At 42.1% G+C, this 23,072-nt stretch carries 17 protein-coding genes; 9 read left to right on the plus strand and 8 right to left on the minus strand.

Going from position 1 to position 23,072, the window contains the following annotated elements; translation table 11 throughout:
- Positions 1-114: 114 nt before the first annotated feature.
- The gene (locus tag DXD65_RS06560) at positions 115-594 is read right to left on the minus strand and encodes a copper resistance protein NlpE N-terminal domain-containing protein (protein WP_005826499.1); all 480 of its coding nucleotides are present in this window, start codon (positions 592-594) and stop codon (positions 115-117) included.
- 44 nt (positions 595-638) lie between these two features.
- Positions 639-1,931, minus strand: coding sequence for a hemolysin family protein (locus DXD65_RS06565; RefSeq protein ID WP_005826501.1), 1,293 nt, complete (start codon positions 1,929-1,931; stop codon positions 639-641).
- Positions 1,932-2,025: 94 nt separating this feature from the next.
- Between DXD65_RS06565 and DXD65_RS06570 the strand changes: the two genes are divergently transcribed.
- Positions 2,026-2,838, plus strand: a complete 813-nt coding sequence (locus tag DXD65_RS06570; protein WP_005826503.1) for an alpha/beta hydrolase — start codon at positions 2,026-2,028, stop codon at positions 2,836-2,838.
- Between the two features lie 8 nt (positions 2,839-2,846).
- On the opposite strand, the gene DXD65_RS06575 is transcribed toward DXD65_RS06570, so the two are convergent.
- Both DXD65_RS06575 and DXD65_RS06580 read right to left on the minus strand, forming a co-directional pair.
- Positions 2,847-3,752 (minus strand): DUF4595 domain-containing protein, encoded by a 906-nt coding sequence (locus DXD65_RS06575; RefSeq protein ID WP_009036641.1) that lies wholly within the window; start codon positions 3,750-3,752, stop codon positions 2,847-2,849.
- A 13-nt stretch (positions 3,753-3,765) separates the two neighbouring features.
- On the minus strand, positions 3,766-5,187 hold the full coding sequence (locus tag DXD65_RS06580) for a S41 family peptidase (protein WP_050756838.1): 1,422 nt from the start codon (positions 5,185-5,187) through the stop codon (positions 3,766-3,768).
- A gap of 184 nt (positions 5,188-5,371) precedes the next feature.
- Here DXD65_RS06580 and DXD65_RS06585 point away from each other — a divergent pair, with 184 nt between their 5' ends.
- Both DXD65_RS06585 and mnmA read left to right on the plus strand, forming a co-directional pair.
- Positions 5,372-6,658, plus strand: a complete 1,287-nt coding sequence (locus DXD65_RS06585; protein WP_057259153.1) for an O-acetylhomoserine aminocarboxypropyltransferase/cysteine synthase family protein — start codon at positions 5,372-5,374, stop codon at positions 6,656-6,658.
- A gap of 22 nt (positions 6,659-6,680) precedes the next feature.
- Positions 6,681-7,745, plus strand: a complete 1,065-nt coding sequence (mnmA, locus tag DXD65_RS06590) for a tRNA 2-thiouridine(34) synthase MnmA (protein ID WP_005826509.1) — start codon at positions 6,681-6,683, stop codon at positions 7,743-7,745.
- Here mnmA and DXD65_RS06595 read toward each other — a convergent pair.
- From DXD65_RS06595 to DXD65_RS06610, 4 genes are all read right to left on the minus strand, one after another.
- The gene (locus DXD65_RS06595) at positions 7,736-8,398 is read right to left on the minus strand and encodes a response regulator transcription factor (RefSeq protein WP_117887439.1); all 663 of its coding nucleotides are present in this window, start codon (positions 8,396-8,398) and stop codon (positions 7,736-7,738) included. The genes mnmA and DXD65_RS06595 overlap by 10 nt on opposite strands.
- Positions 8,399-8,488: 90 nt before the next feature.
- Positions 8,489-9,079: a DUF4251 domain-containing protein gene (locus DXD65_RS06600; RefSeq protein ID WP_005826513.1), complete on the minus strand. Its 591-nt coding sequence runs from the start codon at positions 9,077-9,079 to the stop codon at positions 8,489-8,491.
- Between the two features lie 66 nt (positions 9,080-9,145).
- The gene (gene nhaC, locus DXD65_RS06605) at positions 9,146-10,582 is read right to left on the minus strand and encodes a Na+/H+ antiporter NhaC (RefSeq protein ID WP_005835906.1); all 1,437 of its coding nucleotides are present in this window, start codon (positions 10,580-10,582) and stop codon (positions 9,146-9,148) included.
- Between the two features lie 168 nt (positions 10,583-10,750).
- Positions 10,751-11,926, minus strand: coding sequence for an MFS transporter (locus DXD65_RS06610; RefSeq protein WP_005826523.1), 1,176 nt, complete (start codon positions 11,924-11,926; stop codon positions 10,751-10,753).
- Between the two features lie 638 nt (positions 11,927-12,564).
- On the opposite strand from DXD65_RS06610, the gene DXD65_RS06615 reads away from it, so the two are divergent.
- The 6 genes from DXD65_RS06615 (at position 12,565) to DXD65_RS06645 (ending at position 23,066) form a co-directional block, all read left to right on the plus strand.
- Positions 12,565-14,034, plus strand: a complete 1,470-nt coding sequence (locus tag DXD65_RS06615) for a response regulator (RefSeq protein WP_229116677.1) — start codon at positions 12,565-12,567, stop codon at positions 14,032-14,034.
- A gap of 687 nt (positions 14,035-14,721) precedes the next feature.
- Positions 14,722-15,930 (plus strand): AAA family ATPase, encoded by a 1,209-nt coding sequence (locus tag DXD65_RS06620; RefSeq protein ID WP_117887440.1) that lies wholly within the window; start codon positions 14,722-14,724, stop codon positions 15,928-15,930.
- Between the two features lie 486 nt (positions 15,931-16,416).
- On the plus strand, positions 16,417-17,043 hold the full coding sequence (locus DXD65_RS06630; RefSeq protein ID WP_117887442.1) for a hypothetical protein: 627 nt from the start codon (positions 16,417-16,419) through the stop codon (positions 17,041-17,043).
- Positions 17,040-17,867 carry a nucleotidyl transferase AbiEii/AbiGii toxin family protein gene (locus DXD65_RS06635; RefSeq protein WP_117887443.1) on the plus strand — a complete coding sequence of 276 codons (828 nt, stop codon included), beginning with the start codon at positions 17,040-17,042 and terminating at the stop codon, positions 17,865-17,867. The genes DXD65_RS06630 and DXD65_RS06635 overlap by 4 nt, the downstream gene beginning before the upstream one ends.
- 56 nt (positions 17,868-17,923) lie before the next feature.
- On the plus strand, positions 17,924-21,856 hold the full coding sequence (locus DXD65_RS06640) for an NACHT domain-containing protein (protein ID WP_117887444.1): 3,933 nt from the start codon (positions 17,924-17,926) through the stop codon (positions 21,854-21,856).
- The gene (locus DXD65_RS06645) at positions 21,849-23,066 is read left to right on the plus strand and encodes a toll/interleukin-1 receptor domain-containing protein (RefSeq protein WP_117887445.1); all 1,218 of its coding nucleotides are present in this window, start codon (positions 21,849-21,851) and stop codon (positions 23,064-23,066) included. The genes DXD65_RS06640 and DXD65_RS06645 overlap by 8 nt, the downstream gene beginning before the upstream one ends.
- Positions 23,067-23,072: the final 6 nt, after the last annotated feature.

Genomic DNA, 23,072 nt, shown 5'->3' on the forward strand with positions numbered 1-23,072 from the left:
GATATAGCCTTCTGTTCTCTTGTTTGAAATGCCCCCTCATTGAAAAAACAGCAGCCGGAACCACTGAATTCAGTAATTCCGGCTGTACCGTTCTTTCTTATAAGTATGGATGGACTATTTCACCTGGATGATGTCATAATTCAAGTCACTCACTGCTTCCTGCAGGCTGTCGTTGACAAGGCGCAGGGTTGTGTCGTTCACTACTACGAAGTACACCGGAGTGTCCCCGTCGTTCGGGGTCAGCTTGATGGCTGTTTTCTTCTTGTTGTCGACGTCTTTCTGGATAACTTCTTTCTTTCCTTTGGAAGTAAAGCTCTTGTTCTTTCCGGGGCCTTCGGCATCCAGATAAGTTGTTACCAGCGTGTAGCCGCTTTCTCCGTCGGGACCTACACTGTCTACGCTCAATACATACTGGATGCCCGGACCGTCGGCGGCGGGAAGGATTCCTTCGTATACGGCTACGGCAGACGAGTCATTGCCGGTAACAGCCATTACACTTTCGTCCATGGCGACGGCGTCATTGTTCTGAGTTCCTTTTGATTGGCAGGATACCAATGCAGCGGCAAGGGCTGCAATCATCATTACTTTTTTCATTGCTTTAATGGTTTAAGTTAATTATAAAGACGCAATAGCGTTTGTTATTCATCTTCTTCTTTCTTGATGACGAGCAGCTTGTCCACCCGTCCGCGGTCCATATCCACCACTTCGAAGTCCAGGTTTTTGTAGCTGAACAAGTCTCCGGCTTTCGGCACCCGTCCTATCAAGAACATGGCAAGACCGCTCAAGGTGGTGAAGTCTTCTTCTTTCAGGTCATCATAGTTCATAATGCCCATCGCCTCCATAAAGTCATCCAGATTCATGGAAGCTTCCACCAGCATGGAACCGTCTTGACGAACAACGATTTCCTCTTCTTCCGTTTCATTCTCTTCGAGGATGTCTCCGAAGATACTTTCCGTCAAATCGTGCAGGGTGATGATACCTTCTGTATTTCCATACTCGTCTACAACAACTCCGAACTTGTTTTTGTTCTTCTTAAACAGCTCTAAAACTTTCTTTGCATACAAACTTTCCGGAATAAACAAAGCAGGGCGTGCAATACTACGTAAGTTGAAGGGTTGTTCGCCGCCCATCATCAAGATGATGTCCTTTACGGAAACCACACCGATAATCTCGTCCTTTCCCCGCTCCACCAGGAGATATTTGCTGAAGTGTTCTTCGTGGATGATACGCAGCACCTCTTCCGGTGTGTCTGTGGGATGGAGCACGACGATGTCGCGGCGATAGGTCATCAGGTCATTCGCTCTTTTGTCCGAGAAGCGGAACACGTCACGCAACATTTCCGTTTCGTCTTTGTCGATGACGCCTTGTTCCGAGCTTTGGTGCAGAATCATCTTCAGTTCGTCTTGTGTCATTTGGCGTTCTTCGCCGCTGTTCAGTCCGATGAGTTTGTTCATCAGTTTGGTGGAAGCGCTCAGCAGGCATACAAACGGATAGGAAATCTTGGTCAGCACAATCATGAAGGGGCTGAGCATGGTGGCCCATCGTTCCGGGTTGTTCAAGGCGATGGACTTGGGCACCAGTTCGCCTATGATGAGCGACAGATAGGTGATGATGGCTACTACGGTAATCATGGCGAGAGTCTTGGCATAGGCGGCTACTCCCGGAATGAGGGCGAACAGCGGTTCTACGTCATCAGCGATGGTGGCACCACCATAGGCACCGGATACGATACCGATAAGAGTAATACCGATTTGGATGGTGGAGAGGAATTTTTCGGGTTCTTCCAGTTGTTTCAATACTCCTTTGGCTCTTTTGTTCCCTTTTCCGACAAGAGTTTCAAGGCGTGCTTTACTTGAGGAGACTAAAGCGATTTCATACATGGCAAAAATGCCGTTCAGAATAAGTAAAAGTAGAATGATAATAAACTCCATAGTGGATTTTGAATAGTTTGTGAGGCAAAGATAATGATTTTTCAGTATTTATTGTTAATATTGCCATCCGTTAGAAAAAATAAACAATAAATAGATGAAAAAAAGAATTATTGCCTTGGGGCTTTTGTGGTGTCTGTCTGCCGTAATGTTGCAGGCGGCACGTGTAGACACGGTGTTGGTGAGAAGTGCAGCCATGAATAAGGATGTAAAAGTTGTGTATGTATTGCCTGATAAGGCTATCGGCAAGCAGGCTTGTCCGGTGGTTTATCTGTTGCACGGTTATGGCGGCAATGCGCGGAGCTGGGTGCAGCTGAAGCCGGAATTGCCGCAGATGGCGGATGAGAAAGGAATCATATTTGTATGTCCGGACGGCAAGAACAGTTGGTATTGGGACAGTCCGGAGAATCCTGCCTACCGTTATGAGACTTTTGTCACCTCGGAATTGGTGAAGTATACAGACGGGAACTATGCTACCATTCCCGATAGAAAGGCGCGTGCCATCAGTGGATTGAGTATGGGCGGCCACGGTGCTTTGTGGAGTGCTATCCGTCATAAGGATGTGTTCGGTGCGGCGGGCAGTATGAGTGGAGGAGTGGATATACGGCCGTTCCCCCAGAATTGGGAAATGAACAAGCAGTTGGGAGAGTTTGCTGCCAACAAGGCATCTTGGGATGCGCATACGGTGGTCAACCAGCTGGATAAGATTGTAAATGGAGACTTGGCGCTAATCATCGACTGCGGTGAGGCCGATTTCTTTCTTGAAGTGAACAAGGACTTGCACAACCGGCTGCTGGCAAGGAAGATAGACCATGACTTCATCACCCGTCCCGGTGGACATACCGGAACGTATTGGAACAACTCCATAGACTATCACGTCCTTTTCTTCGACAAGTTCTTTAAGAAGTAAGTAACTTATTATTCGATGGTATAGTTCACGGTGCGTGTGTAGTCCTGCTCGTAGCCGTTCCTTATATGCCTGACGACTGCATGGCAGGAAGTGACGATACCCCGGTTATCTAACGTATAAGTATAGGTGGTGGTCTCTTCACTTTCTCCGTTGCTGTCCGGGATGAGTTGGGTAATCAGATAGTTTGCAGGTTCTCCCAATATCTTCCCGTATATGGCAACCGCATGCATGGAAAGCGGATACATGTCCGTAATGAATAGGCTTGGTATTTCGGAGATATTTGCAATTTCATTGTCTGATGGTGTGGTAGCCGTACTGTTGTGCTCAAAAGTGTCAACCTTTTGCTGTATGCGCAATGCCCGGAAGTTGCTGTAGTCTATTGTAATGAATGAGTATTCTTTTCCGTCGTCCAGCTTTTCTGTGATGTTTTCCAGATAGTATTTGTCTTCGGTGTTGATGAGGTAGGAGAAGGTGTAAGTACGGGTATTTCCTGCCATATCCTGACTGGTACAAGTGGTGGCATAACCTTTGTCATTCAGCGTGTAGGTTGATACTGTACCTGCTTCGTCGGTTATCACGGCTTGATGGTCCTTGTATTCGACAGTAGTGGTATTCTCTATCTCGAAGAGTTCGTCTCCTGCTGTAAAGCTCTGTTTGCCGGTGTAGCTGGTCAGCCTGCCTGCACTGTTGTAAAGGTAGGTGTGGGTGGCAGTAACCGGTTGCGCATCGCTCTCTATCACTTCTTTGAGTTCGATTTTGGAGAAAGGAGTGGTGGGGTAGGTTGACGGCTCCGGTTCTGGCGTATCACTGCCATTGTTATCATCGCTGCAAGCTGCCAGTCCGCCGAGCAACAGCAGGCTGAACATGATTCCCGAAAATCGGGTGATGATTGTAACTCTTCTGTTTAGTTTCATCCTATTTGTCTTTTTATTTGATGCGTACGGCATGGCTTGCCCGACGTTCAATGGAGTTTGCGAGAGTGGTCACTCTTAAAGAACGGGTATCTTCTTGTGCGGGCGGTTGTATGCTTCCGTCGATGGCGCCGAGTGCAGTGCTCAATAAGGCTTCGTTGGTATCTCCAAAGGGCAGGAAACGTGACATGTCGCTCATCTCATTCACTACATATCCCGAGTAGGCCGGTTGGAATCCGGATTCATAATCAGATTTCCCTTCCGAATTGTATATCTTGCAGACGATGGGATTCATCGTTATCATCAGTTCGGGGCTGGAGAAATTCCTGGAACCTACATTCTTGCCTACGGTAGTACCGCCGATTATGACAACATCCATATACGGGTCGAGGCAGTTAATCACCATTTCGGAGGCGGAGGCAGTCTGGCTGCTGGTAAGTACGTAGAGAGTATTCAGGTTTAGGTTTGCTCCGTTTCCGATGAGTCCGGAATTCAGGGTGAACGGTACTATCTGCGGATTGAAGCGGTTGTTGAATTCCAGGTACCCCAACTCTTGTCCCAAGGCGGAGGAAGGTGCAAGCATGGTACACAGCAATTCTGCGCAACTCAGTAATCCACCGTTGTTGTAGCGCAAGTCAAGGATGAATTCGTTGACTTGCTGTGATGCGAAATATTGGAATGCGCTGCGCAGGTCGTTGTCATATTCATTACTGTTGTCCGTGGGGCCGGAACTGAAGTGGTTGTAGACCAGATAACCTATTTTCTTGCTGCCTGATGTATATACATTCTTATAGTGCACCGGGTTGTCGTTGACGGGACGCGCCGATGCTATCTGTCTGGGTTTGTCGTAAGCAACGATGGCATTTTTCTCCACGTCGTAATAACCTACTGTAAGTTCCATGGCACTACTTCCATACAGTTTCTTATAATTCTGTTCAGTAATAAAGTTCCCGTCCATCTTCATAATCCAGTCACCCCGTTTTAGCCCGATTTCCGAGGCCGGGCTTCCGTCGGCAACGTAAAGAATCTGTGCAACAATGGCATTCTCTTCTCCTTCTACTTCTATCTGGTTGGTAGTGAACTGGAATCCGTAGCTGTAATCCGTATAGGGGATGCTGCGGGTAGTGGTGATGCTGACCAGACTGTCGATGGTGGAGAATTTGTCTTCTTCGGATTTGAGCGAGGCAAAGAAAGTGAAAGGGGCTTGAAAATAGTTCAAGTCGTTGGTATGGGGGATAGCGTCTACCCAATAGTACCACACACGCATGGTATCGTCAATCCAGCGGTCTGTCTGGGTCTGTCCGGCATACTCTTTCCAGCGGTCCACCCCGCAGGAAGTCAGATAAATGGGAAGAATCAGGGTTCCCAATATGAGTATCAGTATATTTCTTGCTTTCATGGGGGCAAAGATAGTGCAAATTGAGTGCAGAACTTTCATGCTTGCATGAAAAAGTTTTGCCGAAATGCAGTCTATCTTATCTAAAGATAGAAAATAGCTTGCTTATCTACCACAATTGTGGTATAAAATTCCCTAATCTGTGTCATTGTCTGCCCCGGCTTATCGCTCTATCTTTGCAACATCCGAATGAGAAACGGTTTATTCACCTAAAATACAAACGACAATGGAAACAAAGAAATTGCACTTTGAGACTCTACAACTTCACGTTGGACAAGAACAACCCGACCCGGCAACTGATGCCCGCGCCGTACCTATCTATCAGACAACTTCGTATGTATTCCGTAATTCGGCCCATGCGGCAGCCCGCTTTGGCTTGCAGGACCCGGGGAATATTTACGGGCGGTTGACGAATTCCACCCAGGATGTGTTCGAGAAACGTGTGGCGGCTCTGGAAGGCGGTGTTGCCGGATTGGCCGTAGCCTCGGGTGCGGCAGCCATCACTTATGCCTTTGAGAATATCACCCGTGCAGGCGACCATATCGTGGCAGCTAAGACCATCTACGGTGGAACGTATAATCTGCTGGCCCACACATTGCCTGCCTACGGGGTTACCACTACTTTTGTGGACCCGGGCAATCTGGACAATTTCGAGAAAGCGATTCAGGAGAATACCAAGGCAGTATTCATTGAAACGCTGGGAAATCCGAATTGCAACATCATTGACATTGATGCCGTTGCTGAAATAGCACACCGTCACCGGATTCCTCTGATTATAGATAACACCTTCGGTACTCCTTACCTGATTCGTCCCATAGCGCATGGGGCAGATGTGGTAGTCCATTCGGCAACGAAGTTCATAGGAGGGCATGGTACGTCCTTGGGTGGTGTTATTGTAGATAGCGGCAAGTTCGACTGGGTGGCCTCGGGGAAGTTTCCCCAACTGACGGAACCGGACCCGAGTTATCATGGAGTACGTTTCGTCGACGCTGCCGGTCCTGCTGCCTATGCCATCCGTATCCGTGCCGTATTGTTGCGTGATACCGGTGCCACAATCAGTCCTTTCAATGCTTTCATTCTGTTGCAAGGATTGGAGACGTTGTCGCTTCGCGTGGAACGTCATGTGGAGAATGCCTTGAAAGTGGTTGAATTCTTGAAGAAGCATCCCAAAGTGGTTGCCGTGAACCACCCGTCCCTGCCCGAGCATCCTGACCACGCGCTTTACGGGAAATACTTTCCGAATGGAGGCGGTTCTATCTTTACGTTTGAGGTGCGGGGCGGTGTGAAGGAAGCGCAGACGTTTATTGACAGTTTACAGATATTCTCGTTGCTTGCCAATGTGGCTGATGTGAAATCCCTGGTTATCCATCCTGCCACCACTACCCATTCCCAATTGAGTGCACGGGAATTGGAAGAACAAGGCATCAAACCGGGCACGGTCCGCCTCTCCATCGGGACAGAACATATCGATGATTTGCTGGACGACTTGTCCCAGGCATTTGACAGAATTTAAAAGAATAACAGTATACGATAGAATGAATATTGCTGTATTATTGTCGGGAGGTGTAGACAGCTCCGTGGTGGTACATCTCCTTTGCGAACAAGGTTACCGTCCTTCTCTATTTTATATCAAAATAGGGAGGGACGATGCCGATTATATGGACTGCTCTGCGGAAGAGGATATGGAGATGGCTTCTGCCATTGCCCGGCGTTATGGATTATCGTTGGAAGTAGTGGACCTGCACCGGGAGTATTGGGACCAGGTGGCGGCTTATGCCATTGATAAAATAAGACGTGGCTTGACTCCCAATCCGGATGTGATGTGCAACAAGCTGATAAAGTTCGGGTGCTTTGAGCAACGTGTGGGGAAGGATTTCGATGTCACGGCAACCGGGCACTACGCCACTACGGTGTTGAGGGATGGAAAGACATGGCTCGGTACCGCTGCCGATTCCGTGAAAGACCAGACCGACTTTCTGGCACAGATAGATTATCTGCAAGTTTCCAAACTGATGTTTCCATTGGGCAGACTGATGAAGAATGAGGTTCGTGACATAGCCCTGCGTGCCGGATTGCCCAGCGCCAGACGTCGTGACAGTCAGGGCATCTGCTTTCTGGGAAAGATTGATTATAATGATTTTGTGCGCCGTTTCCTTGGCGAAAGGGAAGGGGATATTGTGGAGTTGGAAACGGGTAGAAAGTTGGGCAAGCATCGGGGCTATTGGTTTCATACCATCGGCCAGCGTAAAGGATTGGGGTTGGGTGGAGGACCGTGGTTTGTTGTCCGCAAGGATGTGGAGGAGAATGTGATTTACGTGTCCCGCGGATGTGATACGGCATTGCAATACGGCTATGAATTCCGTATGTACGATTTTCATTTCATTACGGATAATCCCTGGAAGGGAGCGCAGGAAGAGGTGGAGGTGACTTTCAAGATACGCCATACGCCGGAGTTTGTCAAAGGCAGGTTGCAAAAGGAGGCGGAGGGTTACCGCATTGTTTCGGAAGAAAAGCTGCAAGGCATTGCTCCGGGCCAGTTCGGAGTGGTGTATGATGCTGATGCCCGGCTGTGTGTCGGGAGCGGGGAGATTTATATATAATATTCCACCAAGTCTACGATGCCTGCCTTCATGGCATATTTGGTGGCTTCGTGCGCATTGTTTACACCCAGTTTCCGGAAGATATTCTTCCGGTGGCTGTTTACCGTATGGAAGCTGAGGTTTCGTTCGGCAGCTATTTCTTTGGTTGTTTTCCCCAGGGCTATCTCTTTTAGGATGCTCCGTTCGGCAGTAGTCAGTAAATCATCTTTGATGGTAGGATGAGTGGGGGAGGAGGAATCGTTGCCTGCGAGCAGCAGGTTACTGACGTGATTACAGATGAATCGCTCCTTGCGTGAGGCGCATTGTAGTGCGGTCAGTATCTCTTCTTTGGAATTATCCTTCAGCGCTACGCCGAATGCCATGCTGCTGAACAATACCTGGCGCAGGAACGGTAGGCTCAATTCGTCGGAAAAGAGTAGCCAATCGGCTTCCTTGAAGCGTTCGTGAAGTACCATTAGCTCTTCAGCTCCCGAAAAATCAAAAAGGGTATAGTCCAGAATGACAACGGCGGTGGGATGCAGGCGTAGTTGCTGTATCAGTTCTGCCTTGTTGTCGGCTTCCAGCAGCAGGGAGGTGTCTTTCTGTCTGCCCAATAGGAACATCATGCCTGCTTTGGTGATATCTTGATTGTCTGCAATGATAAATTCTCTCATGACATTGGTATATAAAAAACTCCGCTACAAATGTACACTTTTTAGTGTGATTTGTGGCGGAGTGGGAATATATATATTTATATAAGGGTTTTACCAGGAACGTCCCTTGAATATGTTGGATTGTTCCAGCGGAACCAGGTTCCCGCTCAAAGTCATGGTGTTGGAGTTGAAGTTCGGGCTGATGGTTACGGTTGCGTTGTTCCCGCCATCGGTCAGCGTAAGGAATATCTGGGCGGAAATGCCGATACCCTGGATGCTGAAGTTACAATTCACGTTGCCCCGTTTGTCGGTAGTCATTTGGATGTCCGATACGGTTCCGTCTACTGTTACACCGCCAATGCCGTTAGGACCTGGGTATACGGTGTTGAAGGCTACCTGCACGGTGCCACGTCCTTGGTTGACCAATACGAAGTTGGTGTTGGAGTTTACAAATGCGGTCTGTCCGTTGCGGAACATCACTTGGTCTGCCTCCATTACGAACTGGTGAGCTTTCAAGGCCGCCATTGCGTCATCGTACGAAATGGCATCCTGTGCTTGTTCTTCAGCTTTCAGGCGTGCACGTTCTGCGTCTCTTTGGGCTTTACGGTCTGCGCGCTTTTCAGCTCTACTCTCTTGTGCATACATGGTCGTTGTTGCCATGCTTACCAATACTACTGCTGCTAATGCAATAAACTTTTTCATAATCGAATCTTTTTTTGTTTAGGTTTAAATAAATTGTTCGTTATAAGTTTATTGCAAGAACAATGCCTATCCAGGATTGTTCACCGGTTTTTTAATTATTTTATATCCGATAGCAGCAATAAAGATACTCATTACCGGACTGATAAGGTTGAAGAAGCAATAGGGAAGGTAGGTCAGTGTGGGTACACTCAAAATGGTGGCTTGCGTCATGCCGCAGGTGTTCCATGGGATAAGCGGGGAGGTGACGGTAACGGCATCTTCCGTGGTACGGCTAAGTAGCCGGCTTTCGTAGCCTTTCTTTGCGTAAACGTTGCTGAACATGTTTCCGGTGAGGATAATGCTGATGTACTGGTCTGCCGTGGCAAGGTTCAGGAACAATCCGGAACATACGGTGGATGCTACCATGCTGGCTGTATTCTTCATGAAGCGGACGAATAGGGAAGTGATGCTTCCTAGCATGCCGCTTGCCGTCATGGCTCCACCGAAACACATGGCGCAGATGATGAGCCAGATGGTATTCATCATTCCTGCCATACCTCGTGTGGCAATCAGTTCTGTCAACATGTCACTGTCAGTTTGTAGACTGGTACTGCCATAGAATGTCATCATTATCCCTTTGAACATATTCCCACCTTCCGCTATCTCATTCAGTAGTCCCGGTTGGAAGATGAAGGCGAATATCCCTGCCAGCAGAGTGGAGAGAAAGAGTGTGATGACGGAAGGCACTCTCCGGGCAATCAGTATTCCCGTAATCACGGGAACAGCCAGTAACCAGGGAGTAATGTTGAATTTGGCGTCCAATGCTGCCGTAAATTCCGCGATCTGTTGTGTATTGTTCGTTTCGTGTGTGAGTCCCATTACTGTAAAGATGACAAGGGTGATGAGGAGAGAGGGGACGGTGGTGATCATCATATAGCGGATATGGCTGAATAACGGTGTTTCCGTTACGGATGAGGCAAGGACCGTGGTATCCGATAACGGTGAAATTTTGTCTCCGAAATAGGCTCCCGAAATGATGGCACCGGCTATCCATCCCTCTTCAAAACCTTGTGCCTTACCTATGCCCAAAAGGGCGATACCGATGGTGGCGATAGTGGTCCATGAACTTCCCGTCATTACTGATACCAATGCACAAATAATGCAGGTAGAAGCAAGGAAAAAATTCGGATGGATAATCTGCATACCATAATATATAAGGGTAGGTACCACCCCACTTATCATCCATGTGCCGCTCAAAGCACCGATAATCAATAGAATAATGATAGCTGTGGCAACACCTGAAATGTTGTTGGTGATGGCAAGTTCATAATCTTTCCAAGGGATGCGGTAGAAAGTCATGCCGATAAAGACACACATACCAGTGGTGGCAAGCAGGGAAATCTGGCTTCCTCCACTCAAGGCGTCACTTCCGAAAGTATGGATGGTGGCGAACAGCATTCCTACGAGAAAAGCGATGGGAAATAGAGAAACGAGTGGAGAGGGTATTTTCTTTGCTGAATTCATAGGGTTGTTTTTGACTATGCTTGGTTGACGAATCTATTATCAATCTGTCGTTTATAGTTTGATGCGACAAAGGTATAACAATTCTGTTCAATATCTTCCTTATCCTTTGCATGACAAATAAAAATTATCAAATCTTTGCGTTTGCTTGGAAAAATGATAGTATCCTTGTTATTTCTTGCTGTAAAGGGTGATGGACAACGATATTATTGTTAAAATAACGCCGGTGCCGACCACGCCACTCCATCCCCAAGTCTGCCAACTGCTTCCTGCAAGGAAGGTACCCAAAGAGCCGCCGATGAAGTAAGTGGTCATGAAAATCGTATTTACCCGATTGGAGGCAGACGGGTAGATGTCGAAAATACTGGTCTGGTTGCTGAGTTGGATACATTGCATGCCTATGTCTATAAGAATGACACCGGTAATGATACCTGCATAGTTGTTTCCGCAGAAAAAGAGCGAGGCCCATGCAAGCAGAATCATTCCGCAACCGATAAAGTTGAAATTGCGTATGCCTACCTTTTTTACATATTTTCCTACAAAAGATGCGGTTAAGGCTCCGGCAATGCCGCAGAGCCCTAGTATGCCGATGACATCGCTGGATGCATGGAACGGGGCTTCTCCCATTTTGAATGCAAGGCAGGACCACATGGCAAGGAATGAGCCAAAGGCCAGTCCTGCACGTATCGAGTAGATTCGTAGAGAGGGGTATTCTCTTACTAATGAGAAAAGAGACTTCATCAGCCCGGAATATTTGCCTTGGAAAGTCGGTTGTATGTCCGGTAGTACCTTTAATACAACGATAGCGCATAGTAACATCATTCCAGCGGCGATGAAGTACATTTCACGCCAGCCAAGCACTTCACCCACAAATCCGCTGACAACACGTGATGCAAGTATTCCAGTCAGTAATCCTGAGATGACGACACCTACATTCCGTCCCTTGTTTTCGGGGCGTGAGAATTGCGAGGCAATCGGTACAAATATTTGGGGTATCATGGAGCAGATGCCGGTAATGAGTGATGCTGCCCAGATGATGTAGATGTTCGGTGCCATGGCAATGGCTAGAAGGGAAAATATGAGTAGGAAGAAATTCGTTAGGATGATATTCTTGCGTCGATAGAGGTCTCCTAATGGGACGATGAACAATAATCCCAGCGCATATCCGATTTGTGTAATCATGGCAATGAGGTTCGTTTTGAATTCAGAAACTTCCAATTCATGCCGCATGATATTAAGCAGGGGTTGATTGTAATACAAGTTGGCTACGGACACGCCAGCTACGATAGCAAGTGTCCAGAGTATATGTGCCGGTAATCCTCCGTTTTCTTTCAGTTCTTGTTTCATGCTGCAAAGATAATGTCTTTCTGTTTCATGCGCAAGATATGTGAGTATGATAAGAATATGTGTGAAGTGGTATCATCTTTTTAGCCTTTCCGTTTGTTATACTATTATTTTGTTTGAGAATAATTGATTGGAGCTATCTTGGATAAGCGGAATGTTGTATTGATATTTAAAGATACGTTGGGCATGGGAAATGAATGGTTTAGAGAGTTGCTGGGTATGAAATACAGGTGGACGAAATGCAGGCTCTTCTAGCAAACGAGGGTTGGTAAGGTGAATTCGATGACTCAAGGAACCTACCGTTCCCCCATTAGACCGCCTCCTGATGACATACTTGGGATTATCCTGCTATTGACTGAAAACTCGGGTATATATTAGTATGAATCATTATTACTTAAACTTATAATAGTATGAAACATTTATCGATAATAATAATAGTAGTGTCATTATGCGTTTTCCTGCTATCCATCGGCGTATATCATAAGGTTCCCTGGTCTGTTCTGCCAATAGTGGCTAGTGGAATCTGTATATTATGTTGGCTTTTGTTCCATTTACTCTGTATCAGTGAAGAAAGAGATTTACTGAAAGAGGGAAATCAGTATTTCATTGATACCTTTCAAAACATACGTAATCCCATTTCTTTGATTAAGACACCGTTAGGGGCAGTTTACGAAGGAGACTGTCCGGAAGACATAAAGAAGGAACTGGCTGTTGCACTTCATCATATAGGCGGGCTGGAGCAGCACTTGATAGCGTTGATGGAGTTGAAACGACTATTTGGCAATTCTGGTAGCCTGGTAGTTGCAGAACATGAAATCGGCGCATTTATGAGGAAGAAAGTGTCTTTTTTACAGTCTCATGTGGCCGGGTTACAGATGAAGCTGGATTTGGTTCCGGATTTTGACTATGCAAGCGCTTGGTTTGATCCGGGAAAGATATCTCCGGTTATCGACCGGTTTGTATTGAGTGCCATCGAGTGTTCTCTGCCGGAAACGCATCTCTCGATGCAGGTTTCGTTGAAGGGAGATTACTGGGCAATCAGGATTAAGGATACAGGCAACAAGCGATTTCTGAAATGTTGCAGATGGTACTCGTCGCGGCTTCCTATTCTGCGACCTCTGCATGGCAAGCAGTATGGCATGGGCGGTGTGTTTTTTGACAAGTTGATGAATATATGTGACGGGAAAATACTGACTTTGGAAAAGGAGGCTCTGCTTCGATTTCCCATAAGATGTTCGTGTGCGGTTTCGGGGGGGGATACATCCTTAAATATTCCGGACACTTTTCAGGTGAATGAGTCGGAAATAGCTTTCCATGGTTTCTCGAAGAAAAAAAATATGGATAGACCTTTAGTGATACTTGCGGATAATGACAAGGGATTCAAGGATTATCTTGAGAAACGTTTATCGGAATGTTTTGTAGTGAGGAGCTTTGATGACGGTCAGGAAGCATTGGAGGTAATATGTGAAGAGTATCCGGATTTGGTGATTTGTGATATCATGTTGAAAGGTATGAGCGGTGAGGAACTTTCTTCTAAACTGAAGACGTCGAGGGACACCTCCTTTATTCCGGTGATATTGATGGGGGCGCACATTGATGTGAAACGGCGGGAAAAGCGTTGTTCTTCTCAGGCTGATCTCTTTGTATGTAAGCCCTTTAATCTGGAGGACCTTAAAGTGGAAATATCCATATTGATAAATAATAGCCGTTTTCTTCGGAAGACATTTCTTCAGAAAGTTTTTGGAGAAGATTTTTTAACGAAACCTATGGAGCGGGCTCAGCAGGATGCCAATCTGGCATTTTTGAATGAAGTGAAGCTTTACATTATGGAGAATATGGATAAAGAGGATTTGACAGTAGATGATATTGCCTCCAGGATGTGCATGAGCCGGACAACCTTTTATAATAAGTGGAAGTTGTTGACGGGAGAAGCACCCAAATATTTGATTTCGAGAATCAGGATGGAGAAGGCACGGGAACTTTTGGAAAGCGGAAAATTTTCTGTGACTATGGTTGCTGAAATGGTGGGTATGCGAAATCTGAAAAACTTCAGAGGCAGGTATAAGGAGTATTTTGGAAAAACACCGAAGGAGTTTATGAAAAAAGTATGATATTTATCTGAAGAAAACTTTCATAGAAAGGCTGTCACATATTAGATAATGGACAGCCTTTGTTTTGAAATGGGAGATAGGAGAACTGAACATCCTAAGCTATCTATAAAGGAAAATCTCTCATCGTTTTCGTTTTGGGGATAACTGGGTATATATGATTAGCTTTACTTGCCGATGCAGTAATTGCAAGTTTTTGATTATCAAATATTTGGAGCTCTAAAAGGTACAGAAGTCTAATTTTTTGTCATTTTTAATCATTATAACTCATTGAATATCAATGAGTTATATATTGTCACATTCTTTTTTGTAAGACAAAGATAATTGTATTTTGTTGAATTTCAAAGTTTTCCGGCAAATAAGTTACAAGAACGAGGTATTTTTTACCCTTTTTTTAGTGATATGGCATTTTTATCAATGGCGTACAATATCATGCAAATAGAATAAGTATTTTGTGGTTATATTTAAATCTTTGTGAAGTGAGATAATACGAAGACTGATGTTAGTTTGTATCGATTTTTTATATTAATGGATGGACTGATGTTTTGATTCAATGATTATATTAACTACGTGTACAATAAATTCGATAAAAAGAGTTTAGTTTCTAGTTTTTTCATAAATGATGCAAATATTCAAATCTAATTTGTGAATATAGATATTTAGTTATAGATTTGTGGGAAAACAGATTGTATGATAGCAGAAATTAGATTTAAGAACATGTTCTCATTTAGAGACGAGGCTATATTAAGTTTTGAAGCTGATAGAAGTAAGGATATGGAATCATATCATGTTGTAGAATTGGGGGGTGATGTGAGACTATTGAAAGTGACTGTCATTTATGGAGCAAATGCTTCGGGTAAGAGTAATATTATTAAAGTTTGTGATTTTATCAAGTCATTCATTACTTATACCCCACTTAATAAGGCAGAACAAATTCAAATAGTCCCGTTTCTCCTGAATAAAACAAGTTCGAGGCAGTTATCTGAATATTCGATTTCGTTCTACTTGAAGAATGAGGAAAAAGCAGTTCGTTATGTCTATTCTGTAGCTTTAGACAGATGGCACGTAGCAAAGGAAAGTCTAATCTATTATCCAAGTCAACAGCCTGCTACTTTATTTGAGAGAAATACTGAGAATAACGTATCTGTTATTAGGTTTGGGCAGAAAATCAAGATGTCGCAAGCTGTCAAAGAGGAAATAACTTTGAAGTGTTTACATAATATGTCGGTTTTTGCTGCTTATATGCAGGTAAATACACATATTGTAGAATTAGAGGCAGTTCTTCAATATCTAACCAATCAGGTTATGCCGGCTGTTGTGCCTACATCATCTTTAAGTCGTTATGCCGAAAAATCAATCAAGAATGAGTCTGCAAAAGATTATATTTTGAGGTATCTACAAGAAGCTGATTTCAATATTTCAAATATTACTTCCAAAGAACAGGAAACACATAAGGGTTCGATTAATTATACTATGTATCAGCATAAGGTTTCATCTGATGATGGTAACAATGATTATTATGAATTCCCAGAACTGTTTGAATCGGACGGTACTATCCGTACGTTTGGCCTGGCTGCTCAAGTACAAAAGATTCTTGAAAATGATGCTTTTCTTGCTGTTGACGATATCGAATTTTCTCTTCATCCGAAATTGATAGAACATATTATTGAACGTTTTCTGAAAGAATCAGAACAAGCCCAGTTGTTGATTACTACGCATTATGACGGACTGTTAGGAGAGGAATATTTGCTTAGAAAGGATAATGTCTGGTTTACAGAAAAGAATCTGGATGGTTCAAGTATATTGTATCCTCTAATAGATTTCAAAGGATTGAATAGGATCAGTTCTCTCCAAAAGGCATATAAGTTCGGTAAATTCGGTGCGGTTCCTAATCTATAATCATGTACTTTTATGAGAAAAACCAGAAAAATATAGCGTTCCTTGGGAAAGATAAATGGGGCAATGAAATACTTGCAAACTCAAAAAATGGTTTAGCCCATGGGCTTTCTACTAAATGTGGAAAGTTTTATAAGCTTGTATTGGGGACAATGAGGGCTTCGTTTACTTCACAGTTCGGAAAAAGAAGAAAAGGATGCTTTTTATTCTTTTAGACTTAAAGATGAAGCAGGACTTGATGTTTGTATTGATGAACAAGTTTGTGAGTCTTTAGTATCTTATCTTATCTATGAAAATAGAATCTATTTTAAGTGCTATGAGGTCTTTACAATCGGTGAATGATGAGAAATTTTAGAGAATAATCTACCTTTCCGGTAATCATTATGTGACAGCTGTCGCTATTTTTTAAGATTGTCTCAGCAGTAATATTTTGAATAGAAAAAGAATTCTCATTTCTTTTATTGTTCAAATTATTGCTATATTTGCAGTATGGATAGACAATTAAGTGAAATAGGAACCATTCCAGTAACGACTTCAATCATTGAATCGTTATATCCGGAACTGAAGTCTGCTAATAAGAAAGTAACCTGGCTCGAAAAACAAGGTGTTATCATCAGACTGAAGCGAGGACTTTATGTGATCAACCCCGAATATTCAGGAAAGACTCTATCGAGTGAGTTGATCGCCAATCATCTCTATATACCTTCGTATATTTCAATGTCTACTGCACTACGATATTATGGACTTATCCCAGAGGCTGTATATGTTCATCAATCAATGACAGTAAAACATCCCCGAAGCTTTCAAACTCCAGTCGGCAATTATGACTACAAATATATTTCAAGAAAGGCATTTCCGATAGGAGTAAGGAGTATAAATAAAGGTGACTATGCATTTCTTATTGCATCACCGGAAAAGGCTTTGTGTGATTTGATCGCCAATTCCTCAAAAGTCATTCTTCGTTATATGAAGGATGTAGAGATATATCTTGAGCAGGATATTCGTATGGATATGGATGAGTTCTATAATATGGACGCAACCATATTTGAAGATTATATTAATGTAGGCAAAAAGGCTGATTCAATTTCGACACTTTTAAAATTTTTAAGACGATGAAAAATGAAATATTCGACAATATGCTCTCCCGTTATGATTTAACAACGGAGCAACATAAGCGAAACGCTATATTTGAAGTTAACCAACAAATGATACTTGCAGGCCTGTATGCTGGGGGCTTCTTTGAGTCGGCTGCGTTTTATGGCGGAACTTGCCTGAGAATCTTTCATGGCTTGCAGCGTTTCAGTGAGGATATGGATTTCTCACTGCTTGCGCAAGATGACAAGTTCGATTTTACGAAATATTTTCCTGCTATCATTGATGCCTTTGCAATGGTAGGCCGTGAGGTTGAAATAAAGAAAAAAGATAAGAAGAATTTTGGAAAGGTCGAATCGGCATTTCTTAAAGATAATACCGATGTATATGATGTGACTTTCCAAACAGAGAAGTCAATAAAGATAAAGATTGAAGTAGATACTTGTCCACCGTTGAACTTCAAAACGGAACAAAAGCTTTTGCTTCAGCCACATTCATTTATGACCCGCTGTTTTACACTTCCAGACTTGTTTGCAGGTAAGATGCACGCACTGGTCTATCGTGTGTGGAAGAATAGAGTCAAAGGTCGTGATTGGTACGATTTTGAATGGTATGTACGTCATAATGTTCCGTTAGATTTTACTCATTTGGCAGAACGGTGCAAGCAGTTTAACAATGAGAATATTACTCTAGAGTTATTCAAAGAAAAACTCATTGAGCGTCTCTCTACAGCTGATATAAAACAAGTGAAAGAAGATGTATTACCTTTCCTCCGCAATCCAAAAGAACTTGACATTTGGTCAAATGATTATTTCGTGCAGTTGGCAGGGATGGTAAGAATTGGATAATCTTATATGAAGCAGAGGATGTTATGTGAAACATTAAGCGGTAAAGATAAGTTGTTATGGAAGATAGAACTATTAATCAAAATGGTCAAACACCAATTTATATAGAGAAAAATAGCGGACAAATTTATGTAGGCAATCTCTATGTAGAAGAGCCTTCTGTTGCATTTGTTAAAGGGTCATACGAGTTGCAGGACTACGCGCCTACTATACAACCTTCTATCCATAGAGAAGAGGTTGATCAGATAAAAGATTGGATTGAAAGGAGGATATCTACAGAACATCCTTGTAGATTGGCATTACTTTATGGTAAGGCTGGTGTTGGGAAGTCTATAGTTATGCATGACTTGCTTGAAGAATTGAAGGGAAATAAGGATTATCTAGTATTAGGCATTAAATCTGATCAGGTTGAGTTTGCAGATACAGATGAACTTGGTAAGAATATGCATCTTGCAAAACCTATAGAAATTGTTATGGAGGAAATGACCCATCAATATAAACGGGTCATACTGCTGATAGATCAGATTGATGCATTGTCGTTATCACTGTCTTCTAATCGTACACCATTGCGTTCTCTTTTAAAATTGATAAGGCAGGTACAATTGATTTCAAATGTTAGGGTGGTTATTTCTTGTAGACCATATGATTTAGAATACGATCCATTACTTGATAGTTTACGTATAAAGAACAAATGGGAACTTAAAGATTTTACTAAAGAACAAGTTCTAGATATTCTTGATAAGAATGAATGTAAGGAACATTTAAATGACAATCTTCTACGATTTTTGGGTAATCCGTTACATTTATACTTATTTTTAAAGATAAAGTCAGGAGAACAACTGACATACCCATTGTCAACGGACGTACTTTATCATCAATTATGGCGAAAATACATACTTGATGATAGCATGCGTACGGTTGATAAAGAACGTCTTTTAGCCTTAATGGATGCTCTGGTCACAACTATGTATAAACGTCAAGAGTTGTCTGTACACCTTAGGGAGTTTGAAACAGACTTCAGCTTTGAGTTGCAATATCTGTTCTCTCATGAGCTGTTATTAAAGACAAAGAGCAATCAGATTCAATTTTTTCATCAAACGTTGTTTGATTATGTATATGCACGCAGATTTACTGAAAAAGGATACAATTTATTGGAAGTACTTAAAAGGCAGCACCAAGGGTTATTTTCTAGGGCTGCAGTTAAGAGCATATTAACTTTTCTTCGAGAACAGAGTCCTAAGGAGTATATTCATATTATTGACCAACTACTTTATGCGCAAAATGACGATGGAAAAGATACATATCGGTATCATTTGAAATCATTGGCCTTGAGCAATATGGCATTTTTTGAAACACCTTTGAATGATGAAATAAATTTTATCTCTAGAAAGGTCTTTCAAGATAATATTTATATGGACGTGTTATATGAGTCTGTGCATACCCCTAATTGGTTTAAGGCTATTTGGGAAATCATGGAAAGTAAAGGTGGGTGGAAGTGTTTAAGTAAAAATTATAAAGAGAAAACCATGCTGATGAGCAAAAGGACGCTTTTGCTTTGTGCAGAGATTGTTCTTGACAAGTTAGAGGCGACATTTGATTTTAGTAACAAAGAGGACTGTGAGTATTTTAGTAATTTGCTTCAACATTATGATTTGAATTGCGATACAAAGAAATTGATAGTACTTTATAATAAGCTGGTTAAGAGTAGACTGCCGCTTGAACATACACGTCTTCTGGAGAATATAATGAAGGATAATCCTGAATTTGTTTGTCAGGAGTTGAAGGAAAATGTCAGATTGCAATTGCTGGAGAAGGAGTCAAAGCTTGTTTATAGGATAGAAGTAGGGCATGATGTTAAGCTCCTGTATGAGAAGTTGCTTAGGGATCATCATAATCATGGAGTTCAGCTATTAGTGGACATACTGAAACTTGTTTATGATAATTCGAAATTTTGCTTAGATGGTGCTGAAATAAGCAATTCTACAGAATTCTACAGTTTTCAAAGAGTGACGGGTGGACATTTTGTTTCAAATTTTATAGAAGATGCTGCAAACATTCTTATAGATAATTTCTTGAAAGAAGTTGATGACGAAAGAGTTGAACTATACTTGACGGAGTTTGCTCAGAGTGAGCACGAAGGATTCGTTTTCATTGCTTTATATGTCTATACAAAGTTTCCTGAGAAGTTTAAGGATAACATCTTTAATCTAATAATCAATCGCTCTGTTCTTTGCAATGCTCCGAGTTGGGTGGAGTATCAGACTATGGAAGCATTAAAAGCTGCATTCCCGTTATGGAATGATGAGCAAAAGTTAACAATAATAAGAAGAATCCTTTCTATAGATGACAAGGGAGAACACGTCTTGTTTAAGGATTATGCTAAAAATAGACTTTTATACGGTCATCCATTGCTTGATATTGATTTGCATAAGGGAAAAGCGTTGCATGCTATACATAAAGAAGAACTCAGAAGATTGTCCTGGCAAGCATATCAAGAGCGACAAAGGATTGATAGGAAATTCAATGAAGCCAGATTAAAAAATGATATGCCTTCCCAAATGACAACTCATACAGGCTGGACATCATTGAGAGAAGACCAAGGGATGAAGATGAACCCTGACACATGGCACAAAGCGATGCTAACATATACGGATAACTCTATAATAGATTGGGACAGACCATCTTTGACTGGGCAATGCCATCTATTTAGAAATGTAGTGGCGAAAGAACCAAACAAGTTTATTGATTTGATTAATACAGCACTAGATGACAATCGCGTACTTTTGGATTATCCCCAAGCAGGAATGCAAGGGTTGTTGGATGCAGGACGCTTAGATGATGCTGTACATGTTATGGAGCGAATCCTTGATATAGTACATTATGACGTCAATTCAACTTTTAGAGGTTTCTGTATACATTCGCTTTTATTTGCCTTAAATGATGTATCTAAAATGAGCCTTGTACCTGAGCCTGTCTTCAAATTGTTTTGCAATGTATTGCTCAATGCCAAGGAGCCAGATGAGGATATTCATCAAGATATGAAAGATGTTTATAATGTGGGTATTAACCAAGCGAGAGGTAATGCTGGTTACATGCTGGTGGAGTGTGCCAAAGAGAACAAATATAAAGAAGATATATTCCGAACCATAGAAAGCATTGCAGAAACTGCTTCTGTTTATACAAGAGCTGCAGTGCTTTTGAATATGGCAACACTAAATATTCTTGATAGAAACAGGAATGTTGAGCTATTCAAAAAACTGATGCATGACTTTAATCCTAGGTTAATGGCTATGCCTGTTCATAATTATAATCCACTAGTGTATTTTGTCAATTATGCCATTGATGAATTGTTGGAATTTTTCAGCCATGCGGCAGATTGCACTGAATGTTATCGTGAGCAAGTCATTATACTATGGCTAGCTTGGGCACACAACGATAAAGACGAGCGCATCAAGGTGTTTCTTGACAAAATGTGTGAAAATAACCAAGAGGCTCGTATTTCTTTATTACACTTCTTGGGTACTCTTGGCCAACGAATAAACGAGGAAGCCATTTACTATATTCTCCATTTTATGGAACCGCAATTTGATTCATCAGAAATGGGAGAGGCATGTGATAATTTATTTCATCATGCAGACAAATGGAATGATAATCTCCAGAAAAGGGTTGCAGATGCTTATGTTACGTCTCCTTTAAGTAAACACAAGGTAAGTGTCTTTATAGAATTTTTAGCAGGATATGCCATTAAAGATCCTTTGCAGACGTTGAAATGGCTAGAGAAGATTCTAATCCATGAATTGCCTGACGACTACTTCATAGTGAATCATGTCGTGGATGTGCTAATTCAATCGTATAATGGAATAAAGTCTTTCAATGATAGCAGATATCAAGACACGTTGGAACATGCAATGGACTTGATAGATTCTATCATGCAGAATCCTAGCAACAAGTATTTAATAACCAATTTTATCAATAAGTTGGATAATGAATAAGGATTTTCAGCTGCAGCAACTGAACATAATGTTGATGGATCCTGGGGTGAAGTCTGGGTTGTATCTATTAGATACGGATTTAACAGACGAGGAGATTAAAACACATATTAGGAGTAATAACTCGTTCAAGTATATAAGTGGAAATCTTATACAGACCTCTAAAGGAAATGTCTTTGAATTGTTCCTAGTAGGATTGTGTCATCAATGTCAGAACGGAGACATCACGGCTTTGAGGGATCAGTTAATGACTGCCGATGAACAAAGAAAAGATGTTATCATCTATAGCTTGGCAATTCAAATATTGAAACACTTTAGTACAAGCGGAAAAGCCGTAATACATATGTTAGGAAGAATTGATTTGTCAAGCATAGAATTGGAAGATTTGGATAAATTAAATGCGGCTCTGAATTGTATTGATGATACGATTGTCGTAATATGTACACATAAGAACAGAGAGAAACCAATGGTTGAATACGTAATAAACAAATCATTAAAAGGATATAATAATAACAAGATTATGGAGAATCGATTGAAAAAGGTATATATTTCTTATAAACATGATGAGAATTATAATGGGGCAATGGAAGCCATTAAAAGAGGTTTAGAAAAGAACGGTATTTATTATTCGATAGATGTGCAGGATATTAAATACAGAGATGACATTGTTGCATATGAGAAAGAGATAGGAAGTGCGGACAAGGTCATTATGTTCATTACAGCTACTTATCTGAAGTCTATTGATTGTATGTTTGAGATGACTGAAATATTTAAGAATGAAGACGTGAAGAATAGAGTTTTTCCAGTTGTAGATCTGCAACCTATACCTAGAAATCGAAATGGCCTTAAAGAGATAAAAGATTTTTGGTTGAAACAGAAAGTAAATGCCTCTGTTCAAATGCAAACAGAATTTGGTTGCTCAGATTATGTCATAAATGAACTCTCGAAAATTAATGCTATCATTAAAGCTTTAGATGAATTTTGGGATTATTTAGTTCACATTAATACTGGTAGCTTTAAGGATTTGTTAGATAATGACGCTGCGTTGTTAATGGAGGAGATCCAGAGAGTAACGGCTAGAAAAACCGCAGAACTTGATGAGAGGATTGTTTCTATGGGAGAAAACCAGCCAACTGTAATCCGTCAAATAACTCAGAACGGAGAGAAGTCCGTATATGTGGAGAAAAATATAGGAACAATAAATATAAACTGAGTCGAT

Origin of the sequence: Bacteroides sp. 4_1_36 (assembly GCF_003466325.1) — a bacterium.
In the GTDB taxonomy this organism is placed as follows: Bacteria; Bacteroidota; Bacteroidia; order Bacteroidales; family Bacteroidaceae; genus Bacteroides; species Bacteroides uniformis.

Bases quoted from the DNA above. Each gene is read 5' to 3' on its own strand.
- DXD65_RS06560 (WP_005826499.1), bottom strand. From the start codon at position 594: ATGAAAAAAGTAATGATGATTGCAGCCCTTGCCGCTGCATTGGTATCC.
- DXD65_RS06565 (WP_005826501.1), bottom strand. From the start codon at position 1,931: ATGGAGTTTATTATCATTCTACTTTTACTTATTCTGAACGGCATTTTT.
- DXD65_RS06570 (WP_005826503.1), top strand. From the start codon at position 2,026: ATGAAAAAAAGAATTATTGCCTTGGGGCTTTTGTGGTGTCTGTCTGCC.
- DXD65_RS06575 (WP_009036641.1), bottom strand. From the start codon at position 3,752: ATGAAACTAAACAGAAGAGTTACAATCATCACCCGATTTTCGGGAATC.
- DXD65_RS06580 (WP_050756838.1), bottom strand. From the start codon at position 5,187: ATGAAAGTTCTGCACTCAATTTGCACTATCTTTGCCCCCATGAAAGCA.
- DXD65_RS06585 (WP_057259153.1), top strand. From the start codon at position 5,372: ATGGAAACAAAGAAATTGCACTTTGAGACTCTACAACTTCACGTTGGA.
- mnmA (WP_005826509.1), top strand. From the start codon at position 6,681: ATGAATATTGCTGTATTATTGTCGGGAGGTGTAGACAGCTCCGTGGTG.
- DXD65_RS06595 (WP_117887439.1), bottom strand. From the start codon at position 8,398: ATGAGAGAATTTATCATTGCAGACAATCAAGATATCACCAAAGCAGGC.
- DXD65_RS06600 (WP_005826513.1), bottom strand. From the start codon at position 9,079: ATGAAAAAGTTTATTGCATTAGCAGCAGTAGTATTGGTAAGCATGGCA.
- nhaC (WP_005835906.1), bottom strand. From the start codon at position 10,582: ATGAATTCAGCAAAGAAAATACCCTCTCCACTCGTTTCTCTATTTCCC.
- DXD65_RS06610 (WP_005826523.1), bottom strand. From the start codon at position 11,926: ATGAAACAAGAACTGAAAGAAAACGGAGGATTACCGGCACATATACTC.
- DXD65_RS06620 (WP_117887440.1), top strand. From the start codon at position 14,722: ATGATAGCAGAAATTAGATTTAAGAACATGTTCTCATTTAGAGACGAG.
- DXD65_RS06630 (WP_117887442.1), top strand. From the start codon at position 16,417: ATGGATAGACAATTAAGTGAAATAGGAACCATTCCAGTAACGACTTCA.
- DXD65_RS06635 (WP_117887443.1), top strand. From the start codon at position 17,040: ATGAAAAATGAAATATTCGACAATATGCTCTCCCGTTATGATTTAACA.
- DXD65_RS06640 (WP_117887444.1), top strand. From the start codon at position 17,924: ATGGAAGATAGAACTATTAATCAAAATGGTCAAACACCAATTTATATA.
- DXD65_RS06645 (WP_117887445.1), top strand. From the start codon at position 21,849: ATGAATAAGGATTTTCAGCTGCAGCAACTGAACATAATGTTGATGGAT.